The organism is Curtobacterium sp. MCJR17_020, from assembly GCF_003234365.2.
Lineage (GTDB): Bacteria > Actinomycetota > Actinomycetes > Actinomycetales > Microbacteriaceae > Curtobacterium.
Map to the genome: position 1 here is coordinate 2,896,353 of NZ_CP126260.1, position 16,432 is coordinate 2,912,784.

Genomic DNA, 16,432 nt, shown 5'->3' on the forward strand with positions numbered 1-16,432 from the left:
CGTCGCCGAAGCCATCCAACGAAGGAGCAGCGCATGTCGACGACGACCGAGAACGCGGCCACGACCGCCAACACGACCATCCCCACGACGATGCGAGCCGTCGTCGTCCACGGCCCGGGCGACTACCGGCTCGAGGAACGCCCCGTGCCGACGCCCGGCCCCGGCGAGCTCCTGCTCCGCACCGACGCCGTCGGCATCTGTGCGAGCGACCTGAAGTGCTACCACGGCGCCGCGAAGTTCTGGGGTGACGAGAACCGCGCCGCCTGGGCCGAGACGGACCGCATCCCGGGGCACGAGTTCGTCGGCACGATCGTGTCCGGCGACGACGACACCCTGGCGAAGCGGAAGGTCTCGCTCGGGGACCGCATCGCGTGCGAGCAGATCGTGCCGTGCTGGGAATGCCGCTACTGCCTCGAGGGCGCGTACTGGATGTGCAACGTCCACGACATGTTCGGGTTCAAGGGCTACGACGGCGCGATGGCCGAGTACGTGCTCGTCCCCGCCAAGGCCCTGACCCACCCGGTGTCGAGCGCCCTGCCCGGTCAGGTCGCCGCGTTCGCCGAGCCGCTGTCCTGCGCGTTCCACGCCGTCGAGCGGGGCGACATCAAGTTCGGCGACACCGTCGTGATCGCCGGCGCCGGACCGATCGGCCTCTCCGCGATCGCCGGTGCTCGACAGAAGAACCCGCTCCGGATCATCGCCCTCGACGTGGTCGAGGCGAAGCTCGAGCTGGCCCGCAAGGTCGGCGCGGACCTGACGATCAACATCGCCGAGGACGACGCCGTCGCCCGGGTCAAGGAGCTCACCGACGGCTACGGCGCCGACGTCTACATCGAGGCGACCGGCCACCCGTCCGCGGTCCCGCAGGGGCTCAACCTGCTGCGCAAGCTCGGCACCTTCGTCGAGTACTCCGTGTTCAAGGACGCCGTCTCCGTCGACTGGTCGATCATCTCGGACGACAAGGAGCTCGACGTCCGGGGCGCCCACCTCGGCCCGCACACCTGGCCGGCGGCGATCAAGCTGCTCGAGGCCGAGACCCTGCCGATGTCGGAGATCTGCACGCACCAGTTCCCGCTCGAGCGGTTCCAAGAGGCCCTGGACCTGGTCGGCGACTCCGCCGGCGCGAGCGTCAAGGTCTCGATCCTCCCGTCCCTGCAGGCCTGAGCCCGCCCACCCCTGGAGTCAGCAAGCATGTCAACGACGACACAGCGCGCCACCGGTGCGCCCACGACCCCTCGCGCCGAGGGCCGCCTCGACCGGATGGGGATCCCCCGCCCGCTCGCCCTCGGGTTCGTCGCCGTCCTGGTCTTCATGACCGGGAACGGCGTCGAGTCGAACTTCATCACCCCGCACATGGTCGCGGTCCTCGGCAGCCCCGAGGCCACCGTCGCGACGATCGTCACCTTCTACAGTCTCGCCGCCCTGATCGGCAGCTACGTCTCCGGCGCCCTCTCCGACCTGATCGGGCCGCGCCGGGTGATGATCCTCGGGTTCGCCGTCTGGGTCGTCTTCGAGGTGCTGTTCCTGCTCGCGCTGAACATCGGCAGCGTGCCGTTCGCGGCCGTCGCCTACGCCGTCCGCGGCTTCGGCTACCCGCTCTTCGCGTTCGCGTTCCTGGTCTGGGTGAACATCACCACCCCGGTCGAGCGGAACGGTTCGGCGGTCGGCTGGTTCTACGTCGCCTTCACGGGTGGCCTGCCGACGCTCGGTTCCCTCTTCGCGATCGGTGCCATCCCGGTGTTCGGCGGCGGCACGATCGGCGAGACCGGCGCGATGGTCGCCTCGATCGGCCTGGTCGTGATCGGCTTCCTGATCATGCTGTTCGGCGTGCGGCTGCCGAACGGGTTCTCCCGCATCGCCCCGGCCGGCGAGAGCGCCTGGCAGGTGCTGACGAGCGGCATCCGCCTGACCGTCACGCGGCCGAAGATCCTGATGGGCTTCCTGGTCCGCCTGATCAACACCGCGCCCGAATTCGGCATGTTCGTCGTCCTGCCCGCCGTGATCGCGAACGAGCGCGGGTGGGGCCAGAGCCGCTGGCTGCTCATGACCGTGTGCGTCTACGCGACGAACATCCTGGTGAACGCCCTGTTCGGCTGGGTCGGCGACAAGATCGGCTGGCAGCGCACCGTCAAGTGGTTCGGCATCGTCGGGTCCGCCCTCGGCCTCATCGCCTGGTGGTACGTCCCGCAGCTCGTCCCCGCCGGGTCGGACTGGGGCTACGTGCTCTCCGTCGTCGCCGGTTGCGTGTTCGGTTGCCTGCTCGCCGGCTTCGTGCCGATGGGCGCGATCATGCCGGCGCTCGCCCCCGAGCACAAGGGCGCCGCGATGGCGATGTACACGACGGCGGCCGGTGGCGCGGCGTTCCTCGGCACCGGTGTGGTCGCCGCGGTCTTCGCGCTCGGCGGTGGCGGTCAGGCCGCGACCTGGACGTTCGTCGGTCTGTACGCCTGCGCGTTCGTGATGATCCACTTCCTCAAGGTGCCGCAGGGCACCCGCACCTCCCACTGAAGGACTCCAGCATGACCACGATCCACGACGCCCCCGACGAGTTCGCCGAGGACCAGCTCGCCGGCTGGCTCGCGCTCTACGCCGACCGTGTCCGCGGCGTCCACGGCGGCGTCGTCTCCCTGCCCACCGAGGGCGCCGACCCCCAGGTCGCGGTGGTCGTCGGCGGCGGTTCCGGCCACTACCCCGCGTTCTGCGGGATCGTCGGCCCGGGGTTCGCCACCGGCGCCGTCGTCGGGAACGTCTTCACCTCGCCGTCGACCGCGCAGGTGTACTCGGTCGCCAAGGCGGCCGACCAGGGGAAGGGCGTCGTGCTGTCGTTCGGCAACTACGCCGGTGACACGATGAACTTCGGGCTCGCCGCCGAGCGGCTGCGTGCCGAGGGCATCGGCACCCGGATCGTCGTGGTCACGGACGACATCGCGAGCGCCGACGAGGAGTCGAAGCGCCGTGGCATCGCCGGGGACTTCTCGGTCTTCAAGGCGATGGGTGCGGCCGCCGCCGCAGGTGCGTCCCTCGACGAGGTCGAGCGGCTGGGCAACCGGAGCAACGCGGCGACCCGCACGATCGGTGTCGCGTTCTCCGGGTGCACGATGCCCGGCGCGACCGAGCCGCTCTTCACGGTGCCCGACGGCCACCTCGGACTCGGGCTCGGCATCCACGGCGAGCCCGGCATCGAGGACGTCCCACTGCTCCGCGCGACCGACCTCGCGGCGCTGCTCGTCGAACGGCTGCTCGCCGACCGACCGGCGAACGCGGGCACCCGGGTCGCCCCGATCCTGAACGGCCTCGGCGACACCAAGTACGAGGAACTGTTCCTGCTCTGGGGACGTGTGCTCCCGCTGCTGCAGGACGCCGGCCTCGAGGTCGTCGAGCCGGAGGTCGGCGAGCTCGTCACGAGCCTCGACATGGGCGGCTGCTCGCTGACCCTGCAGTGGCTCGACGACGAGCTCGACGCCCTGTGGCGCGCCGACACCTACACGCCCGCGTACCGCAAGGCGGCGGCGCCGATCGCAGCGTTGCTGCCGGCCGACGCCGTGGACGACGCCGAGGACGAGGCGACGGTCGTGCCGGACGCGAGTGATGCCTCCCGGCAGGCCGCGCAGACGGCACGCGACGCGATCGAGGCGATCGACGCGCTCCTGCGGGAGCACGAGGAGGAACTCGGCCGTATCGACGCGGTCGCCGGCGACGGCGACCACGGACGCGGCATGGTCAAGGGGATCGGCGCGGCCCGGAAGGAGGTCGACCGGGTCGGCCAGGAGGCAGGGGTCGCCTTCGTCCTCGGACGCGCCGGTGACGCGTGGGCCGAGTTCGCCGGCGGCACCTCGGGAGTCCTGTGGGGTGCGGCACTCGAGGCCTTCGGACGGTCGCTGCGCGACGACCGCGACTCGTACAGGGGGTCCGACGTCGTGGAGGCCGCGCAGGCCTTCGCCGACTCGATCGTCCACCTGGGCGGGGCGTCCCGCGGGGACAAGACACTGCTCGACGCACTACTGCCGTTCGTGGATGCGCTGCGGACCTCGGTGTCGGCTGGTTCCTCGCTCACCGACGCGTGGCAGGCTGCAGCGGAAGTCGCTCGTGACGAGGCCGACAAGACAGCCGACCTCACGCCGAAGGTCGGGCGTGCCCGGCCGCTGGCGGAGAAGAGCCTGGGGACACCCGACGCGGGTGCCACCTCGATGGGGATGATCCTCACGCGGGTCGGCGAGGTCCTCGCTGCCCGTGCGAACGAACTGGAAGGAACACACGCATGACGTACCGTCTCGTGATCGGGTCCGACGATGCCGGGTTCGACTACAAGGAGATCATCAAGGCCGACCTGCTGGCCGACGATCGGGTGTCGGACGTCACCGACGTCGGCGTCGACGCGGACGGGCACACCGCGTACCCGCACGTGGCCGTCGACGCAGCACGACTCGTGGCGAACGGCGAGGCCGACCGCGCGATCCTGATCTGCGGCACCGGACTCGGTGTCGCGATCGCGGCGAACAAGGTCCCCGGCATCCGTGCCGTCACCGCGCACGACTCGTTCAGCGTCGAGCGTTCGGTCCTGTCGAACGACGCCCAGGTCCTCTGCATGGGCCAGCGCGTCGTCGGCGTCGAGGTCGCCCGCCGGATGGCTCGCGAGTGGTTGGGCTACGAGTTCGACCGCACCAGTGCCAGCGCGTCGAAGGTCGCAGCGATCTGCGAGTACGACGGCAGCGCGCCCGCCGGCGTCGACGCCCAGTCGTAGCCGGTCCGCAGAACACCGGTGTTCGCCCACCGAACACGCGCTTGCGTGTGTTCAAGCGACGAACACCGGTGTTCTGCGCACACCCCCACCTCAGCTGCGCGCGGCCAGCCGGTGCACGACGGCCTTCGTCGCCTCGTAGAGCTCGCGGTAGTCGCGGTACCCGGGCTCGTAGGCCGCCGTCGCGACGGGGTCGGGCTCGATGACGGTGGCCGGCGGGTTCCACTGCCGGATGTCGACGTCGGCCACCAGCGCTGCCGCCAAGAACGCCGACCCGTACGACGCCCCCACGGTCACCGACGGCACCGTCTGCCGCAGCCCGGTGACGTCCGACACGATCGTCGGCCAGAGCCGTCCGAGCAACCCGCCGCCGGCCCCGACGAGCTCGCGGACCTCGACCCCGGCCGCACGCAGCACCTCGATGTTGTGCCGGACCGCGTAGGCCGTCGCCTCGAGCGTCGCCCGGTAGATGTCCCCACGCGTGTGCCGCACCGTCAGCCCGGCGATCACCCCGCGCGCGTCCGGATCGGCGATGGGCGTCCGCTCCCCCGCGAAGTACGGCAGCATCAGCAGCCCGTTCGCGCCGATCCCGGCGCACCGTGCTTCTTCGAGCATCGTCGGCCACTCGCCGTCGACCAGCCGTCGCAGCCAGTCGGTGATCGCCCCGGAGGTCGCCATCCCACCCGCCACGCTCGGCTGTCCCGGGTGCGTCCCCACCGTCGTCCACATGCCCGGCACCGGCGTCGGCTCGGCGGTCGGCGCGATCATGAACATCGTGGTGCCGTACTGCAGGAACATCCGGCCCGGCACGGACTCCCCGACGCTCACGCCCTCCGCCCACGCGTCGATGGTGCCGGCCGTCACGGGGATGCCGACCGGGAGGCCCGTGGCCGCGGCCGCCTCGCGCGTCACCACGCCCGCCTGGTCACCCGACCACAGCAGCCGCGGCAGGGGCAGGCCGGGCGCGATCTGCTCGCACCAGTCCGGGATCCACGCGTTCTCGTGCACGTCGTAGAGCGGGGTGGTCTGGCTGGCCGAGTGGTGGTCGAGGACGTACTCCCCCGTCAGCAGCTCCACCACGCGTGACGCCGGCATCGTGAAGCGGACGGCACGCGCCCACACCTCGGGCTCTCGCCGGGCGACCCACGCGAGCTTCGCCCCGGCGGCCTGGGTGCTCAGCCCGGAACCACACCGGGCGCGGATCGCGTCCTCGCCACCGAGTTCCGCGGTCAGCTCGTCCAACAGGTCGGCAGTCCGGGTGTCGACGCCGTACAGGACCGCCGGGCGCAACGGCTCGCCGACCGCGTCGGTGAGCAGCACGCACGGGCCGATGCCGCTCACCCCGACCGCCTGCACATCGGCATCGGGGACGAGCGCGAGGAGCTCGTGCGTCAGCGTCGTGAACTCGTCCCACCACACGGCCGCGTCCATCTCGACCAGCCCCTGGGCAGGGCGGTCGACGTCGTGCTTGCGACCCACCTCGGCGATCACGGTGCCGTCGAACCGGGCCAGCAGCGCCTTCGTGCTCGACGTCCCGATGTCCAGACCGAGCACCGCCCGCATGCCGCCTCCTTCGCCGCCACACGACCGCCGTCGGTCGCGTCCCGAGTCTACGAACGATCATGATCCGTCGACGCCCAGCTGCCTGTCGGGGGCCGGACGTACCGTACTCACGACTCCGATGCACCACGAGGGGAACCCGATGAAGAAGTCAGCCTGGCTGCCAGCAGTTATCGCGCCGGTGGTCGTCGCCGGCGCCGTCGCCGCTCCGATGATCGCGAACGCCGCGAACGACCCGATCGCGGGGACGAACCCGACCGCGGCGGACGTCATCGCCAGCATCGCGAAGTCGTCGGACGCGCAGTACTCCGGCAAGCTCACGCAGTCGAGCGACCTCGGACTCCCCGAGCTGCCGACCGGCTCCGGCGGATCCTCGCTCGAGGGCGACGCCTCGGAGGTGCTCGGCCTGCTCACCTCGTCGCACACCGCCCGTGTGTACGTCGACGGTGACAGCAAGCAGCGGATCCAGCTGACGCAGCAGCTCGCCGAGCAGGACCTGGTCCGCAACGGGTCCGAGGTCTGGACCTGGGACTCGAAGGAGCGCACCGCCACGCACGTGACGCTCCCCTCCGACTCGGCGAAGGCCCCGCAGGACGCCACCACCACGCCGACCGACATCGCGGAGCAGGCCGTCGACGCCATCACCCCGACCACCACGGTCTCGAAGCCGACCGAGGTCAGTGTCGCAGGGCACGACGCCTGGCAGATCACCCTGACGCCGAAGTCCTCCGACACCTTGGTCGGCACCGTCCGACTGGCGGTCGACCAGCAGACCGGGCTCCCGCTCCGTGCGACGATCCGGGCCGCCGGGCAGGACGACCCCGCGGTGCAGGTCGGGTTCACCAGCCTCGACTACGGCGCCCCGGCCGCGCGGCTCTTCGACTTCACGCCGCCGTCGAACGCGAAGGTCACCGAGAAGGACCTGTCCGACGCCGAGCACGACGCCCACGCGGAGGGCGACCACGCTCGCGGCGCGCACGACGGTGACGAGCCGACCTTCACGGGCGAGGGCTGGGGCACGATCGCCGAGCTCCCCGCCGGCACCGTGGACCAGTCGTCCCTCGGCGACGAGGCCGCGGGCCTGCTCGGCCAGCTCACGAAGGCCGTCGACGGCGGCCGTGCCGTCCAGACCTCGCTCGTGTCGGTCTACCTGACCGACGACGGCCGGGTCCTCGCCGGCGCCGTGCCGGTGTCGTCGCTGGTCGCCGCCGCGAAGTGAGCGCACCGGAACCCGCGCACACGACGGAACCGGCCGCCGTGGACGCGACCCGCACGACCACGGACACCGACCTCGCCATCCGCACCACGGGCCTCCAGAAGGTCTTCCGCAAGCAGCGCGCCGTCGACGGCATCGACCTGTCGGTGCCGCGCGGCGCGGTGTTCGGGTTCCTCGGACCGAACGGCTCCGGCAAGACGACGACGATCCGGATGCTCCTCGGACTGTCGAGCGCGACGGGTGGCACGATCGAGGTGCTCGGCCAGTCGATGCCGAAGGCGCTGCACCAGGTACTGCCGCGCGTCGGCGCCCTGGTCGAGGGACCGGCCTTCTACCCGTACCTGTCCGGACGGGCGAACCTGCAGCGCTTCGACGCGGCGGACCCCACGTCGGACCCGCGCACCCGGAAGGACCGCGTCGCACACGCCCTCGACCGCGTCGGCCTGACCCACGCCGCCGACAAGAAGGCGCATGCGTACTCGCTCGGCATGAAGCAGCGGCTGGGCCTGGCGAACGCCCTGCTCTCCCCGCGGGACCTGCTGGTGCTCGACGAACCGACGAACGGCCTCGACCCGCAGGGGACGCGCGAGGTCCGCAACCTCATCCGGTCCCTGGCGGACGACGGCACGACGGTGTTCGTGTCGAGCCACCTGCTCGCCGAGATCGAGCAGGTCTGCACCCACGCCGCGGTGATGCGCACCGGCAAGCTCGTGGCACAGGGCGAACTCGACGAACTGCGGTCCGCCGGGGCGCGCACCGTGACCGTCCGCACGCCCGACATCGGGCAGGCCGGCAGCGTGCTGAGCCGGCTCGGGCTCGTCCCCCGGCACGACGGCGGCGCCGACGTCCTGGTCGCCGACCTGCCGCACGAGCTGCTGCCCGAGACCATCACCGCCGAACTCGTCCGCGCCGACGTCCGCGTCCGTGGGCTGACGGTCGGCGGCGGTACGCTCGAGGACCTGTTCGTCGCGCTCACCGGAGAGGGCTTCGATGTCGCTGCCTGACACTGCCCGTGCACTGCCCGACGCCGACGCCGAGGCGCCGCGCCGCCAGCGTCCCTTCGCGCTGCTCGGCTCCGAACTCGCGCTCGTGTTCCGACGTCGCCGCACCTGGGCGATGCTCGGGGCCCTCGCGCTCGTCCCCGTCCTGATCGCGGTCGCCGTGAAGCTGACGACCGACGGCGACGACGGCGGCCCGGCGTTCCTCGGCGACATCACCAACAACGGCCTGTTCGTGGCGTTCACCGCGTTGACGGTGTCGATCCCGCTGTTCCTGCCGCTCACGGTCGGCGTCGTCGCGGGCGACACCGTCGCGGGCGAGGCCAGCCACGGCACCATCCGCTACCTGCTCGTCGCACCGACCGGCCGGGTGCGGTTCATCCTGGTCAAGTTCGCCGGCGCGGTCGCGTTCTGCCTGGCGGCCACGCTGCTCGTGGTGCTCGTCGGTGCGGCGATCGGTGCCGTGCTGTTCCCGATCGGTCCGGTCACCCTGCTGTCCGGCACCCAGGTCGGCGGAGCGTCGTACGCCGGCCGGGCACTGCTCCTCGCCCTCTCCGTGGCGATGTCGATGCTCGGACTCGTGGCGATCGGCATGTTCGCGTCGACGCTGACGAACGTGCCGGTCGGGGCGATGGCCGCGACGGTGGTGCTGGCCGGGGCCTCCCAGGTCCTCGACCAGCTCCCCCAGCTCGACTGGCTGCACCCGTACCTGTTCTCGCACCAGTGGCTGGGGTTCGGCGACCTGCTCCGCGACCCGATCTCGTTCGACTCGTTCGGGTCGAACGCGCTGCTGCAGCTCGGCTACGTCGTCGTGTTCGGCGCACTGGCGTACAGCCGGTTCGCCTCGAAGGACATCCTGAGCTGAGCCCGACCGCCGAGCCCGACCGCCGGGCCCGATCGCCGTCAGCTCGCCGGGGTCGCTGCGCCGCCCGCCATCGTCTCCGCCTCCGAGCCGCGCGCATCCGCGTAGCGGTCCCGCAGGTCGCGGGCCTTCTCGGAGCGGTACCAGTCGAGCCGCGCTCCGGTCTCGACCGTCTGCATCCCGATGACGACCTTGCCGCGTGACTTCATCTCGGCGAGGTCCTCGTACGCCTCGACGATGTACTCGAACGGGTAGAAGCCCGAGATGAGCACCTGGAAGCGACGCTCCTGCAGGGCCTTCGCCAACGTGGTCAGGAGTTCCCGGGTCTCCTCGTCCTCTGCCGGGGCGCGCAGGAACCGCAGCTCGATGTCGCGCCGTTCCTCCGAGGACACGAAGCGTTCGTCCCTGACCCCGAGGCGTTCGGCCAAGAGCTCGGCGTTGCTCTCCCCGTGGTTGTCGATGAAGGCGGTGATCGGCCGGCCGTCCGCGATCGCTCGGATGCGGTCTTCCTCGCCCTCGCCGTAGACGACCGGTAGCGTGCCGATCTGCCGCAGGTAGTCGTGGTTGCGCGCGCTGCCGAGGGTGATCACGGTCGCACCGGCGTCGTGCGCCAGCTGGCTCTCGATGTGGCCGACACCGCCCGCTGCAGCGGTGATGACGACCGTGTCGTCCGGCCCGAGGCGGAGCGATCGCACCACCGACACCGCCGTGCACCCGGCCAGGTACAGGCCACCGGCGACCTCCCACCCGACGTACTCGGGCTTCTTGATGACGGCACCACGCGGCACCGCGATCCAGTTCGCGTGCGAGCCGCCCTGGGGCGCGTGCCCCATGACCTCGTCACCCACCCGCAGGTCCTTCACGCCGTCGCCCCGCGCCCGGACGATGCCGGCGAAGTCGACGCCCTGCCGTGCCGGGAACTCGAGCTCGATGTGGTCCCGGAGCTTCCCCTCGCGCAGGAAGCGCTCGATGTGGTTCAACCCGGCGGCGACGATCTCGACGACGATCTCGCCGGGGCCGGCCGTCGGCTTCTCCTGCGGGACGAGCTCGACGACGCTGAAGTCGCCGTACCGGTCGTACTGGACTGCCTTGCCGTTCCGCATGGGTGCTCCTTCGCTGGCGTGTGCCTCCGGCCTACTCGGTTTCCCCGCGTGCAGCCCGAGCAGGCGGGGTACCGGCCGTGGGCGGTACCGACGAGCGGACGGGAGGCCCGTGGCGGACACGGCCACGGGCCTCCCGTCCGTTCGTCGCGCACGTCCAGTGCGCCTCGCGCGCTCGGTGCGCGTCGCGCGCTCAGTGCACGCCGGCCGCTCAGTGTTTTCCGGCTGCTCAGTGCTTGCCGGCTGCTCAGTGCTTGCCGGCGGCCGCGATGACGGACGCGACGGTCTCGGCGTCGAGGTGGAACGCGAGTGGGTCGGCGTCGGGGCGTGGGACGCGCAGCGGCGTCGACCAGACGGAGCCGTCCTCGGCGACGTCGACGACGAGGGCGCCGCTGTCGACGGTCGCCGATTCCTCGTCGTAGGCGCCGGTGACGTCCGTGTCGTTCGCGACCCCGGGGGCGACGAGGACCGGGACCCCGGCCAGCGAGCCGGCGAAGTGGTGGTGGTAGTGCCCGCCCAGGACCACGCGAACGTCGGAACCCCGGATCACGTCGGCGAGTGCCTCGGGGTTCTGCAGCCGGAGCGCCTCGTGCAGCTCGGTCGGGGCCGGCAGGGGCGGGTGGTGCAGGACGACGACCGTGCCGTGCGGGGCGTGGTCCCCGGCGAGCGCGGTGCGGAGCCGTTCGAGGCTGGCGTCGCTCAGCTCGCCGTAGCCGGCACCCGGCACGCTCGTGTCGACCGTGACGATCCTCCGGCCGGCGACGAGCGACTGCCCCCACACCGGCACGGTCGGCGGGTGGTACTCCATCGTGTGCATGACGGGGCGGCCGCCCTCGCCGAGGACGTGGCCGTTGGACAGCACCTGGCGGAAGCCCTCGCGCAGGTCGTGGTTGCCGGGGACGGCGATGAGGGCGGCTCCGTGGCGCTCGGCCCATCCGCCGACCCGCTCGAGGACGGCGGCGTACGACTCGGGGCTGCCGTCCTCGGAGACGTCGCCGGAGATGACGACGAGGCCGATGCCGGGCACCCCGTCGACCCGGGCGAGCACGGCGTCCAGCGCTGCGGTGGTGTCGACGGACCCCTGGTGCAGGGCGCCGTCGCCGGTCAGGTGGGTGTCGGAGAGGTGGAGGACGCGGAGGGTTCCTGCTGCGGGCGGCTGCATGGGGTCCACGGTAGCCACGGGGGCGATGGGTGGGCTGGGCGGGTCGGGAGCGGTTCGTGAGCACCCGTGCTCAGTCCGGCAGCACCACGTCCGGGATGTCCCGCAGGAAAATCTCGATCGTCTTCGGGCCGACCCCCTTGAGCGCACCGAGTCGGTCGCGCAGGTCCTTCCGCGACGCCGCGGTCTTCACCAGGTGCGACACGGACCCCTCGTCGGCGTCCAGCGTGTGCATCGTCTCGTGCAGGGCGTCGGTCATCTGGTAGTCGAACCGCGCGTAGCCGCCCTCGTCCAGGACCCTCCGCAGCTGCTCGCGTCCGGCGCCCGCGAACTTCCCCGGGCTGGTGAACCCGTGGTCGATGAGGACGCGGTAGGTCTCCGCCGCCTGCTCCTGCCGGATGGGCCGGCCGAAGAGCATGCTGGCGAGGAACCACCGGTAGAGCTGTTGGGGCTTGCCGTCGGACAGGTCGATCCCGAGGTCCGCGGCGTGGGTCACGTCGGCCATGGACCGGACGCTACCCGCCCCCGTTCCTCACTCGGCGGCGGCGGCCAGCTGGTCCTCCAGGTTGAACACCTCGGGCAGCACCCGCGCGGTCTGGTCCGCACGGCCCGTGGCACCGTCGAACAGGTCCTGCATGTGCGCCTCCCATGCGGTCGCGACCTCGGACGCCGCGAGCGACGCGTCGGCATCGGCCACCGAGTCGGTCTCGTAGTAGCCGATCAGCAGGCCGTCGTCGTCGAGGAACAGGGAGTAGTTCCGCCGCCCCGCCGTGGCGATCGCCCGGAGCATCGCCGGCCAGACCGCGGCGTGCCGCTCGCGGTAGGCGTCCAGGTGCTCGGCCTGCACCTGCAGTCGGAAGCAGACGCGGATCACCGGTCGGCCTCGGCGCGGCGACGCTGTTCGGCGTCCTGCACGGCACGCTCGTCGGCGGTGCGCACGGTACCGGTGACGGTGGTCACGGTGCCGTACCGCTCGGCCTCGATCGCCTCGAGCGTCTTGCCCTGTGTGCGTGGGGCCCAGATGGTGCCGACCAGGAACGACATCGCGAGGAGCCCCAGGATGAGCCCACCGAGTGCACGGAGTCCGATGTCGGACAGCAGCAGCGGGAACCAGATGCTCAGCAGACCGACCATGACCCGCGCGGCGAGGAACAACACGCCCTGGGCACTGGCCCGGTACCGGGTGGCGAAGAGCTCGCTCGTCCAGAGGCCGTAGAACGCCTGCGCGCCGATGCCCGACGAGATGCCCCACGCCACGGCGAAGAACAGCAGCGTGCCGAGGTTCGCCGGTGCGTAGATCAGGACGGCCCAGGCGACGATCGCGAGCACCGCGCCGAGGGCGAAGAGCAACCGTCGACTGACCCGGTCGCCGTAGCGCATGAAGCCGAAGTAGGTCGCGGCGACGGTGCAGCCCCACACCAGGATCTGCAGGCCGTACTGCTCGGTGACGCTCGTGACCCCGGTGGCCGAGTACACCCGCGGCTGGAAGATGCCGGCCTGCCCGGCGACGGTGTTCCAGAGCGCGTAGACGCCGAACAGGAACAGCATCGCGGTCAGGTTCCGGCGCCGGCTGAACAGCTGGGTGATCCCGTGGAAGAAGTTCGCGGTGCCGGTCGCGGCGCGCTCGTCCTTCCAGATCGCCGACTCCGGCAGCCCGCGGCGGAGCCACCAGACCACGGCGGCGACGACGAACAGGTGCGCGAAGATGAGCCGGCTGCCGAGCAGTCCGAGGGGTGCGGCGGCGATGGCCAACGCGAAGCCGACCATCGGGCCGATCGACCAGGCGAGCTGCGCGGTGCCGACGTGGGCGGCGCGCTTGTCCGCTGGTGCCTGCTCGGCGATGTAGGTCCAGCTCGCCGGCACCCCGGCGCCGACCGCGATGCCGGTCAGGATGAAGCCGACCAGGAGCATGCCGTAGCTGCCGGCGAAGACCGCGAGCAGGATGCCGAGCATGTAGAGCAGCAGGTCGTAGGTGTAGATGAACTTCCGGCCGTAGCGGTCGCACAGCGGTCCGCCGATGATGGCGCCGGCGGCGGCGCCGAACGCGTTGGCGGACAGGCTCGCCAGCAGACCGACCTCGAGGTCGCCGACGTGGAACTGCGCCTGCCACAGGCTGAGGCTCGTGGCGATCGCGATGATCGACCCCGACTCGATGTAGTTCGACATGGCGACCGAGACGGTCGCCTTCCAGCCCGTGGTGCTCCGGGCTCCGATTCGGACCGCCATCGGTCCTCCGTTCGCGTGTTCGTCAGTGAATCGTTTCAACGGGACAGCGAGACGATAGCGCTCCGGTGTGCGCGCTGGCAAGAGCGGGTTCGCCGGGCTGGTCCTCGCACCGTGCGAGGGGTCGCTCGCCCGGTGCGAGGTTGCACACTCCGTGCGAGCACTCCCGCCCCGCACCGAGTGCGCAACCTCGCACCAGCCGCACGCCTCGCACCGTGCGCGGGCGGTGGACGCGACCACCCCACGGACGGGAGGCCCGGGTCCAGCCCGCACCGCGCCTCCCGTCCGCCGTTTTCCACAGATCACGGCGCGCACCGCCCGGAAGCGCAGGTGCGATGCCAGGATGGCCACATGGCGGTCAGTGTGCGAGAGGTGGCAGCGCTCGCCGGCGTGTCCTTGGGGACGGTGTCCAACGTCCTGAACCGACCCGACAAGGTGGCTCCGACCACGGTCGATCGGGTGCAGTCCGCCATCGCCGCGCTCGGGTTCGTCCGCAACGACTCCGCACGCCAGCTCCGGGCCGGCCGCAGCTCCACCGTCGGCCTGATCGTGCTCGACGGCGGCAACCCGTTCTTCACCGACGTCGCCCGCGGTGCCGAAGACGCCGCGATGGACAAGGGCCTGGCCGTCCTGATCGGCAACTCCGACGAGTCCACCGACCGCGAGCGCACCTACGTCGACCTGTTCGAGGAACGCCGGGTCGCCGGCCTGCTCATCTCCCCCGCCGGAGACGACCTGTCCCGCCTCGCCCGCCTGCGCGACCAGGGCACCGCCGTCGTGCTCGTCGACCGCCGCGCCGACGACGAGCACTTCGCCTCGGTGTCGGTGGACGACGTCGCGGGCGGTCGCATCGCGGTCGAGCACCTCGCGGCCATCGGGCGGACGCGCATCGCGTTCGTCGGTGGCCCGTCCAGCATCCGCCAGGTGGCCGACCGGCACGCCGGGGCACTGTCGGCGGCTCGGGCAGCTGGCATCGAGCTCGAGGTCCTGCCGACCGCGTCACTGTCGGTGCTCGAAGGGCGTCGCATCGGCGAAGAACTCCAGGCACGCCCCCGCGCCGAACGGCCGGACGCAGTGTTCGCGGCGAACGACCTGCTCGCGGTCGGCCTCGAACAGGCGTTCATCATGCGCGGCACGATCGCAGTGCCGGACGAGATCGCGATCGTGGGCTACGACGACATCGCCTTCGCCGAGGCAGCCGTCGTCCCGTTGACCTCGGTGCGCCAGCCTGCGCACGACCTCGGGCGCCAGGCGATCGAGCTGTTGACGAAGCAGGTCGAGCTCGGACAGGGCATCGACCTCGAGCACGTCGAGTTCACGCCGGAGCTCGTGGTCCGGCAGTCCTCCGTCGCCGACGCGTAGCCGGGCCCCAGCGCGGAGCGACCGCCGCTGCGGCCTACGATCAGAGCATGGTGCATGTCCCCAGGCGTGACGGCCCACCGAGCGTGCACCACGTCGCCGCTCGCGCGGGCGTCTCGCTCGCGACGGTCTCGAACGTCCTGAACCACCCCGAGCGGGTGGCCGACTCCACCGCCGCTCGCGTGCACGACGCGATCGCCGAACTCGGGTACACGCCGAACCGCAACGCCCGGGTGCTCGCATCCGGCAGCAGCCGTTCGATCGGGCTCGTCGTGATGTCGCTCCGGAACTCGCTGTTCAGCGACATGGTCAACGGCGCGCAGCTCGCGGCGCGGAAGCGGGGGTTCACGCTCCTGATCGCGAGCAGCGAGGACGACCTGCAGGCGCAGGGCGAACACCTCGCGTACCTCGAGAGCGCTCGGGTGTCCGGCATCCTGCTCGCCTCGATGACCGAGTCGCGCGACCAGGTCGAACTCACCCGTCGGCACGGTCGCCCGGTCGTCTACGTCAACTTCGCGCCGACGACGGTCGATGCTTGCTCCGTCGTCGTCGACAACGAACAGGCGGGGTTCCTCGCCGCCGAGCACCTGATCGCCCGCGGGTGCCGACGCATCGGCTTCGTGAGCGCCCGCGCCGAGCTGCAGCCGGTCGCACTCCGCCGCGCCGGCGTACTCCGGGCGATCGCGGGCCACCCCGGGGTGGAACTCGTCGACATCGACGCCGGTGACATCGACCCACCCGGCGGCACGCACGCCGGGTCCCGGATCGCGGCGATGCCCGCGGACGAACGGCCCGACGGCGTCCTGGGCGTCACGGACCTGCTCGCGATGGCGGTCGTCTCGGAGCTCCGAGCTGCCGGCATCCGCGTGCCGGAGGACATCCCGGTGTCGGGCTGCGACCACAACTCGGTGGCGTGGGGCGGCGCGGTGCCGCTGACCTCGGTGACCATGCACGGTGCGGAGATGGGCGCGGCTGCCGTGGCCCTGCTGCTCGAGGAGCTCTCCGACCCGATGCACGTCCACCGCACCATCGTGCTCGGCAGCGAGCTCGTGCCCCGCGAGAGCACGCTCGGCCGCGCCGGTGCAGCGGCCGCGCGGGCAACGGCGCCGAGCGACCCGCGCCGCACCGAGGCCTGAGCGCCCGAGTCTCGGGGCGGGGGCGCCGAGTCTCGGGGTGAGCGACAGTTCGCGGGCTGCGGGGCGCGAGGACTGTCGCTC

General features: G+C 71.7%; 15 protein-coding genes. 9 read left to right on the forward strand and 6 right to left on the reverse strand.

The genetic code is table 11. The annotated features are described in order from the left end of the window. Window positions 1-33 precede the first annotated feature (33 nt). From DEJ14_RS13710 to DEJ14_RS13725, 4 genes are read left to right on the forward strand one after another with little or no spacing between them, the layout of a single operon-like run. Complete coding sequence (locus DEJ14_RS13710; RefSeq protein WP_111084403.1) at window positions 34-1,164, forward strand: zinc-binding dehydrogenase; 1,131 nt, start codon at window positions 34-36, stop codon at window positions 1,162-1,164. Window positions 1,165-1,191: 27 nt separating this feature from the next. Continuing rightward, window positions 1,192-2,508 carry an MFS transporter gene (locus tag DEJ14_RS13715; protein ID WP_207895492.1) on the forward strand — a complete coding sequence of 439 codons (1,317 nt, stop codon included), beginning with the start codon at window positions 1,192-1,194 and terminating at the stop codon, window positions 2,506-2,508. Window positions 2,509-2,519: 11 nt separating this feature from the next. Beyond that, a complete protein-coding gene (locus DEJ14_RS13720) occupies window positions 2,520-4,262 on the forward strand; it encodes a dihydroxyacetone kinase family protein (RefSeq protein ID WP_111084405.1) in 1,743 nt (580 codons plus the stop codon). Next, window positions 4,259-4,741 carry a ribose-5-phosphate isomerase gene (locus tag DEJ14_RS13725; RefSeq protein ID WP_111084406.1) on the forward strand — a complete coding sequence of 161 codons (483 nt, stop codon included), beginning with the start codon at window positions 4,259-4,261 and terminating at the stop codon, window positions 4,739-4,741. The genes DEJ14_RS13720 and DEJ14_RS13725 overlap by 4 nt, the downstream gene beginning before the upstream one ends. 90 nt (window positions 4,742-4,831) lie before the next feature. Here DEJ14_RS13725 and DEJ14_RS13730 read toward each other — a convergent pair whose 3' ends face one another. After that, complete coding sequence (locus DEJ14_RS13730; protein WP_111084407.1) at window positions 4,832-6,301, reverse strand: FGGY-family carbohydrate kinase; 1,470 nt, start codon at window positions 6,299-6,301, stop codon at window positions 4,832-4,834. 139 nt (window positions 6,302-6,440) lie between these two features. Here DEJ14_RS13730 and DEJ14_RS13735 point away from each other — a divergent pair, with 139 nt between their 5' ends. The 3 genes from DEJ14_RS13735 to DEJ14_RS13745 are packed head-to-tail and all read left to right on the forward strand — an operon-like array spanning window position 6,441 to window position 9,377. Then, a complete protein-coding gene (locus DEJ14_RS13735; RefSeq protein WP_146249692.1) occupies window positions 6,441-7,517 on the forward strand; it encodes a LolA family protein in 1,077 nt (358 codons plus the stop codon). A 38-nt stretch (window positions 7,518-7,555) separates the two neighbouring features. Further along, entirely contained in the window at window positions 7,556-8,518 is a 963-nt protein-coding gene (locus tag DEJ14_RS13740) for an ABC transporter ATP-binding protein (RefSeq protein ID WP_111084493.1), read from the forward strand. Further along, the gene (locus tag DEJ14_RS13745) at window positions 8,505-9,377 is read left to right on the forward strand and encodes an ABC transporter permease (RefSeq protein ID WP_181437431.1); all 873 of its coding nucleotides are present in this window, start codon (window positions 8,505-8,507) and stop codon (window positions 9,375-9,377) included. Before DEJ14_RS13740 ends, DEJ14_RS13745 begins: the two co-directional genes overlap by 14 nt. A gap of 38 nt (window positions 9,378-9,415) precedes the next feature. Here the strand turns inward: DEJ14_RS13745 and DEJ14_RS13750 are convergent, their stop codons facing one another. The 5 genes from DEJ14_RS13750 to DEJ14_RS13770 all read right to left on the reverse strand — a co-directional run bounded on the left by DEJ14_RS13750 (window position 9,416) and on the right by DEJ14_RS13770 (window position 13,859). After that, the gene (locus DEJ14_RS13750; RefSeq protein ID WP_111084409.1) at window positions 9,416-10,477 is read right to left on the reverse strand and encodes an NADP-dependent oxidoreductase; all 1,062 of its coding nucleotides are present in this window, start codon (window positions 10,475-10,477) and stop codon (window positions 9,416-9,418) included. A 244-nt stretch (window positions 10,478-10,721) separates the two neighbouring features. Continuing rightward, complete coding sequence (locus DEJ14_RS13755; protein ID WP_111084410.1) at window positions 10,722-11,636, reverse strand: metallophosphoesterase; 915 nt, start codon at window positions 11,634-11,636, stop codon at window positions 10,722-10,724. 70 nt (window positions 11,637-11,706) lie between these two features. Continuing rightward, the gene (locus DEJ14_RS13760) at window positions 11,707-12,138 is read right to left on the reverse strand and encodes a DNA glycosylase family protein (RefSeq protein WP_111084411.1); all 432 of its coding nucleotides are present in this window, start codon (window positions 12,136-12,138) and stop codon (window positions 11,707-11,709) included. Window positions 12,139-12,165: 27 nt separating this feature from the next. After that, window positions 12,166-12,504, reverse strand: coding sequence for an L-rhamnose mutarotase (locus DEJ14_RS13765; protein ID WP_502868832.1), 339 nt, complete (start codon window positions 12,502-12,504; stop codon window positions 12,166-12,168). Beyond that, complete coding sequence (locus DEJ14_RS13770) at window positions 12,504-13,859, reverse strand: MFS transporter (RefSeq protein ID WP_220036387.1); 1,356 nt, start codon at window positions 13,857-13,859, stop codon at window positions 12,504-12,506. Before DEJ14_RS13770 ends, DEJ14_RS13765 begins: the two co-directional genes overlap by 1 nt. 348 nt (window positions 13,860-14,207) lie before the next feature. Here DEJ14_RS13770 and DEJ14_RS13775 point away from each other — a divergent pair, with 348 nt between their 5' ends. Together DEJ14_RS13775 and DEJ14_RS13780 are read left to right on the forward strand one after the other, a co-directional pair. Beyond that, entirely contained in the window at window positions 14,208-15,218 is a 1,011-nt protein-coding gene (locus DEJ14_RS13775; RefSeq protein ID WP_111084413.1) for a LacI family DNA-binding transcriptional regulator, read from the forward strand. A gap of 47 nt (window positions 15,219-15,265) precedes the next feature. After that, complete coding sequence (locus DEJ14_RS13780; protein ID WP_111084414.1) at window positions 15,266-16,351, forward strand: LacI family DNA-binding transcriptional regulator; 1,086 nt, start codon at window positions 15,266-15,268, stop codon at window positions 16,349-16,351. Window positions 16,352-16,432 lie beyond the last annotated feature (81 nt).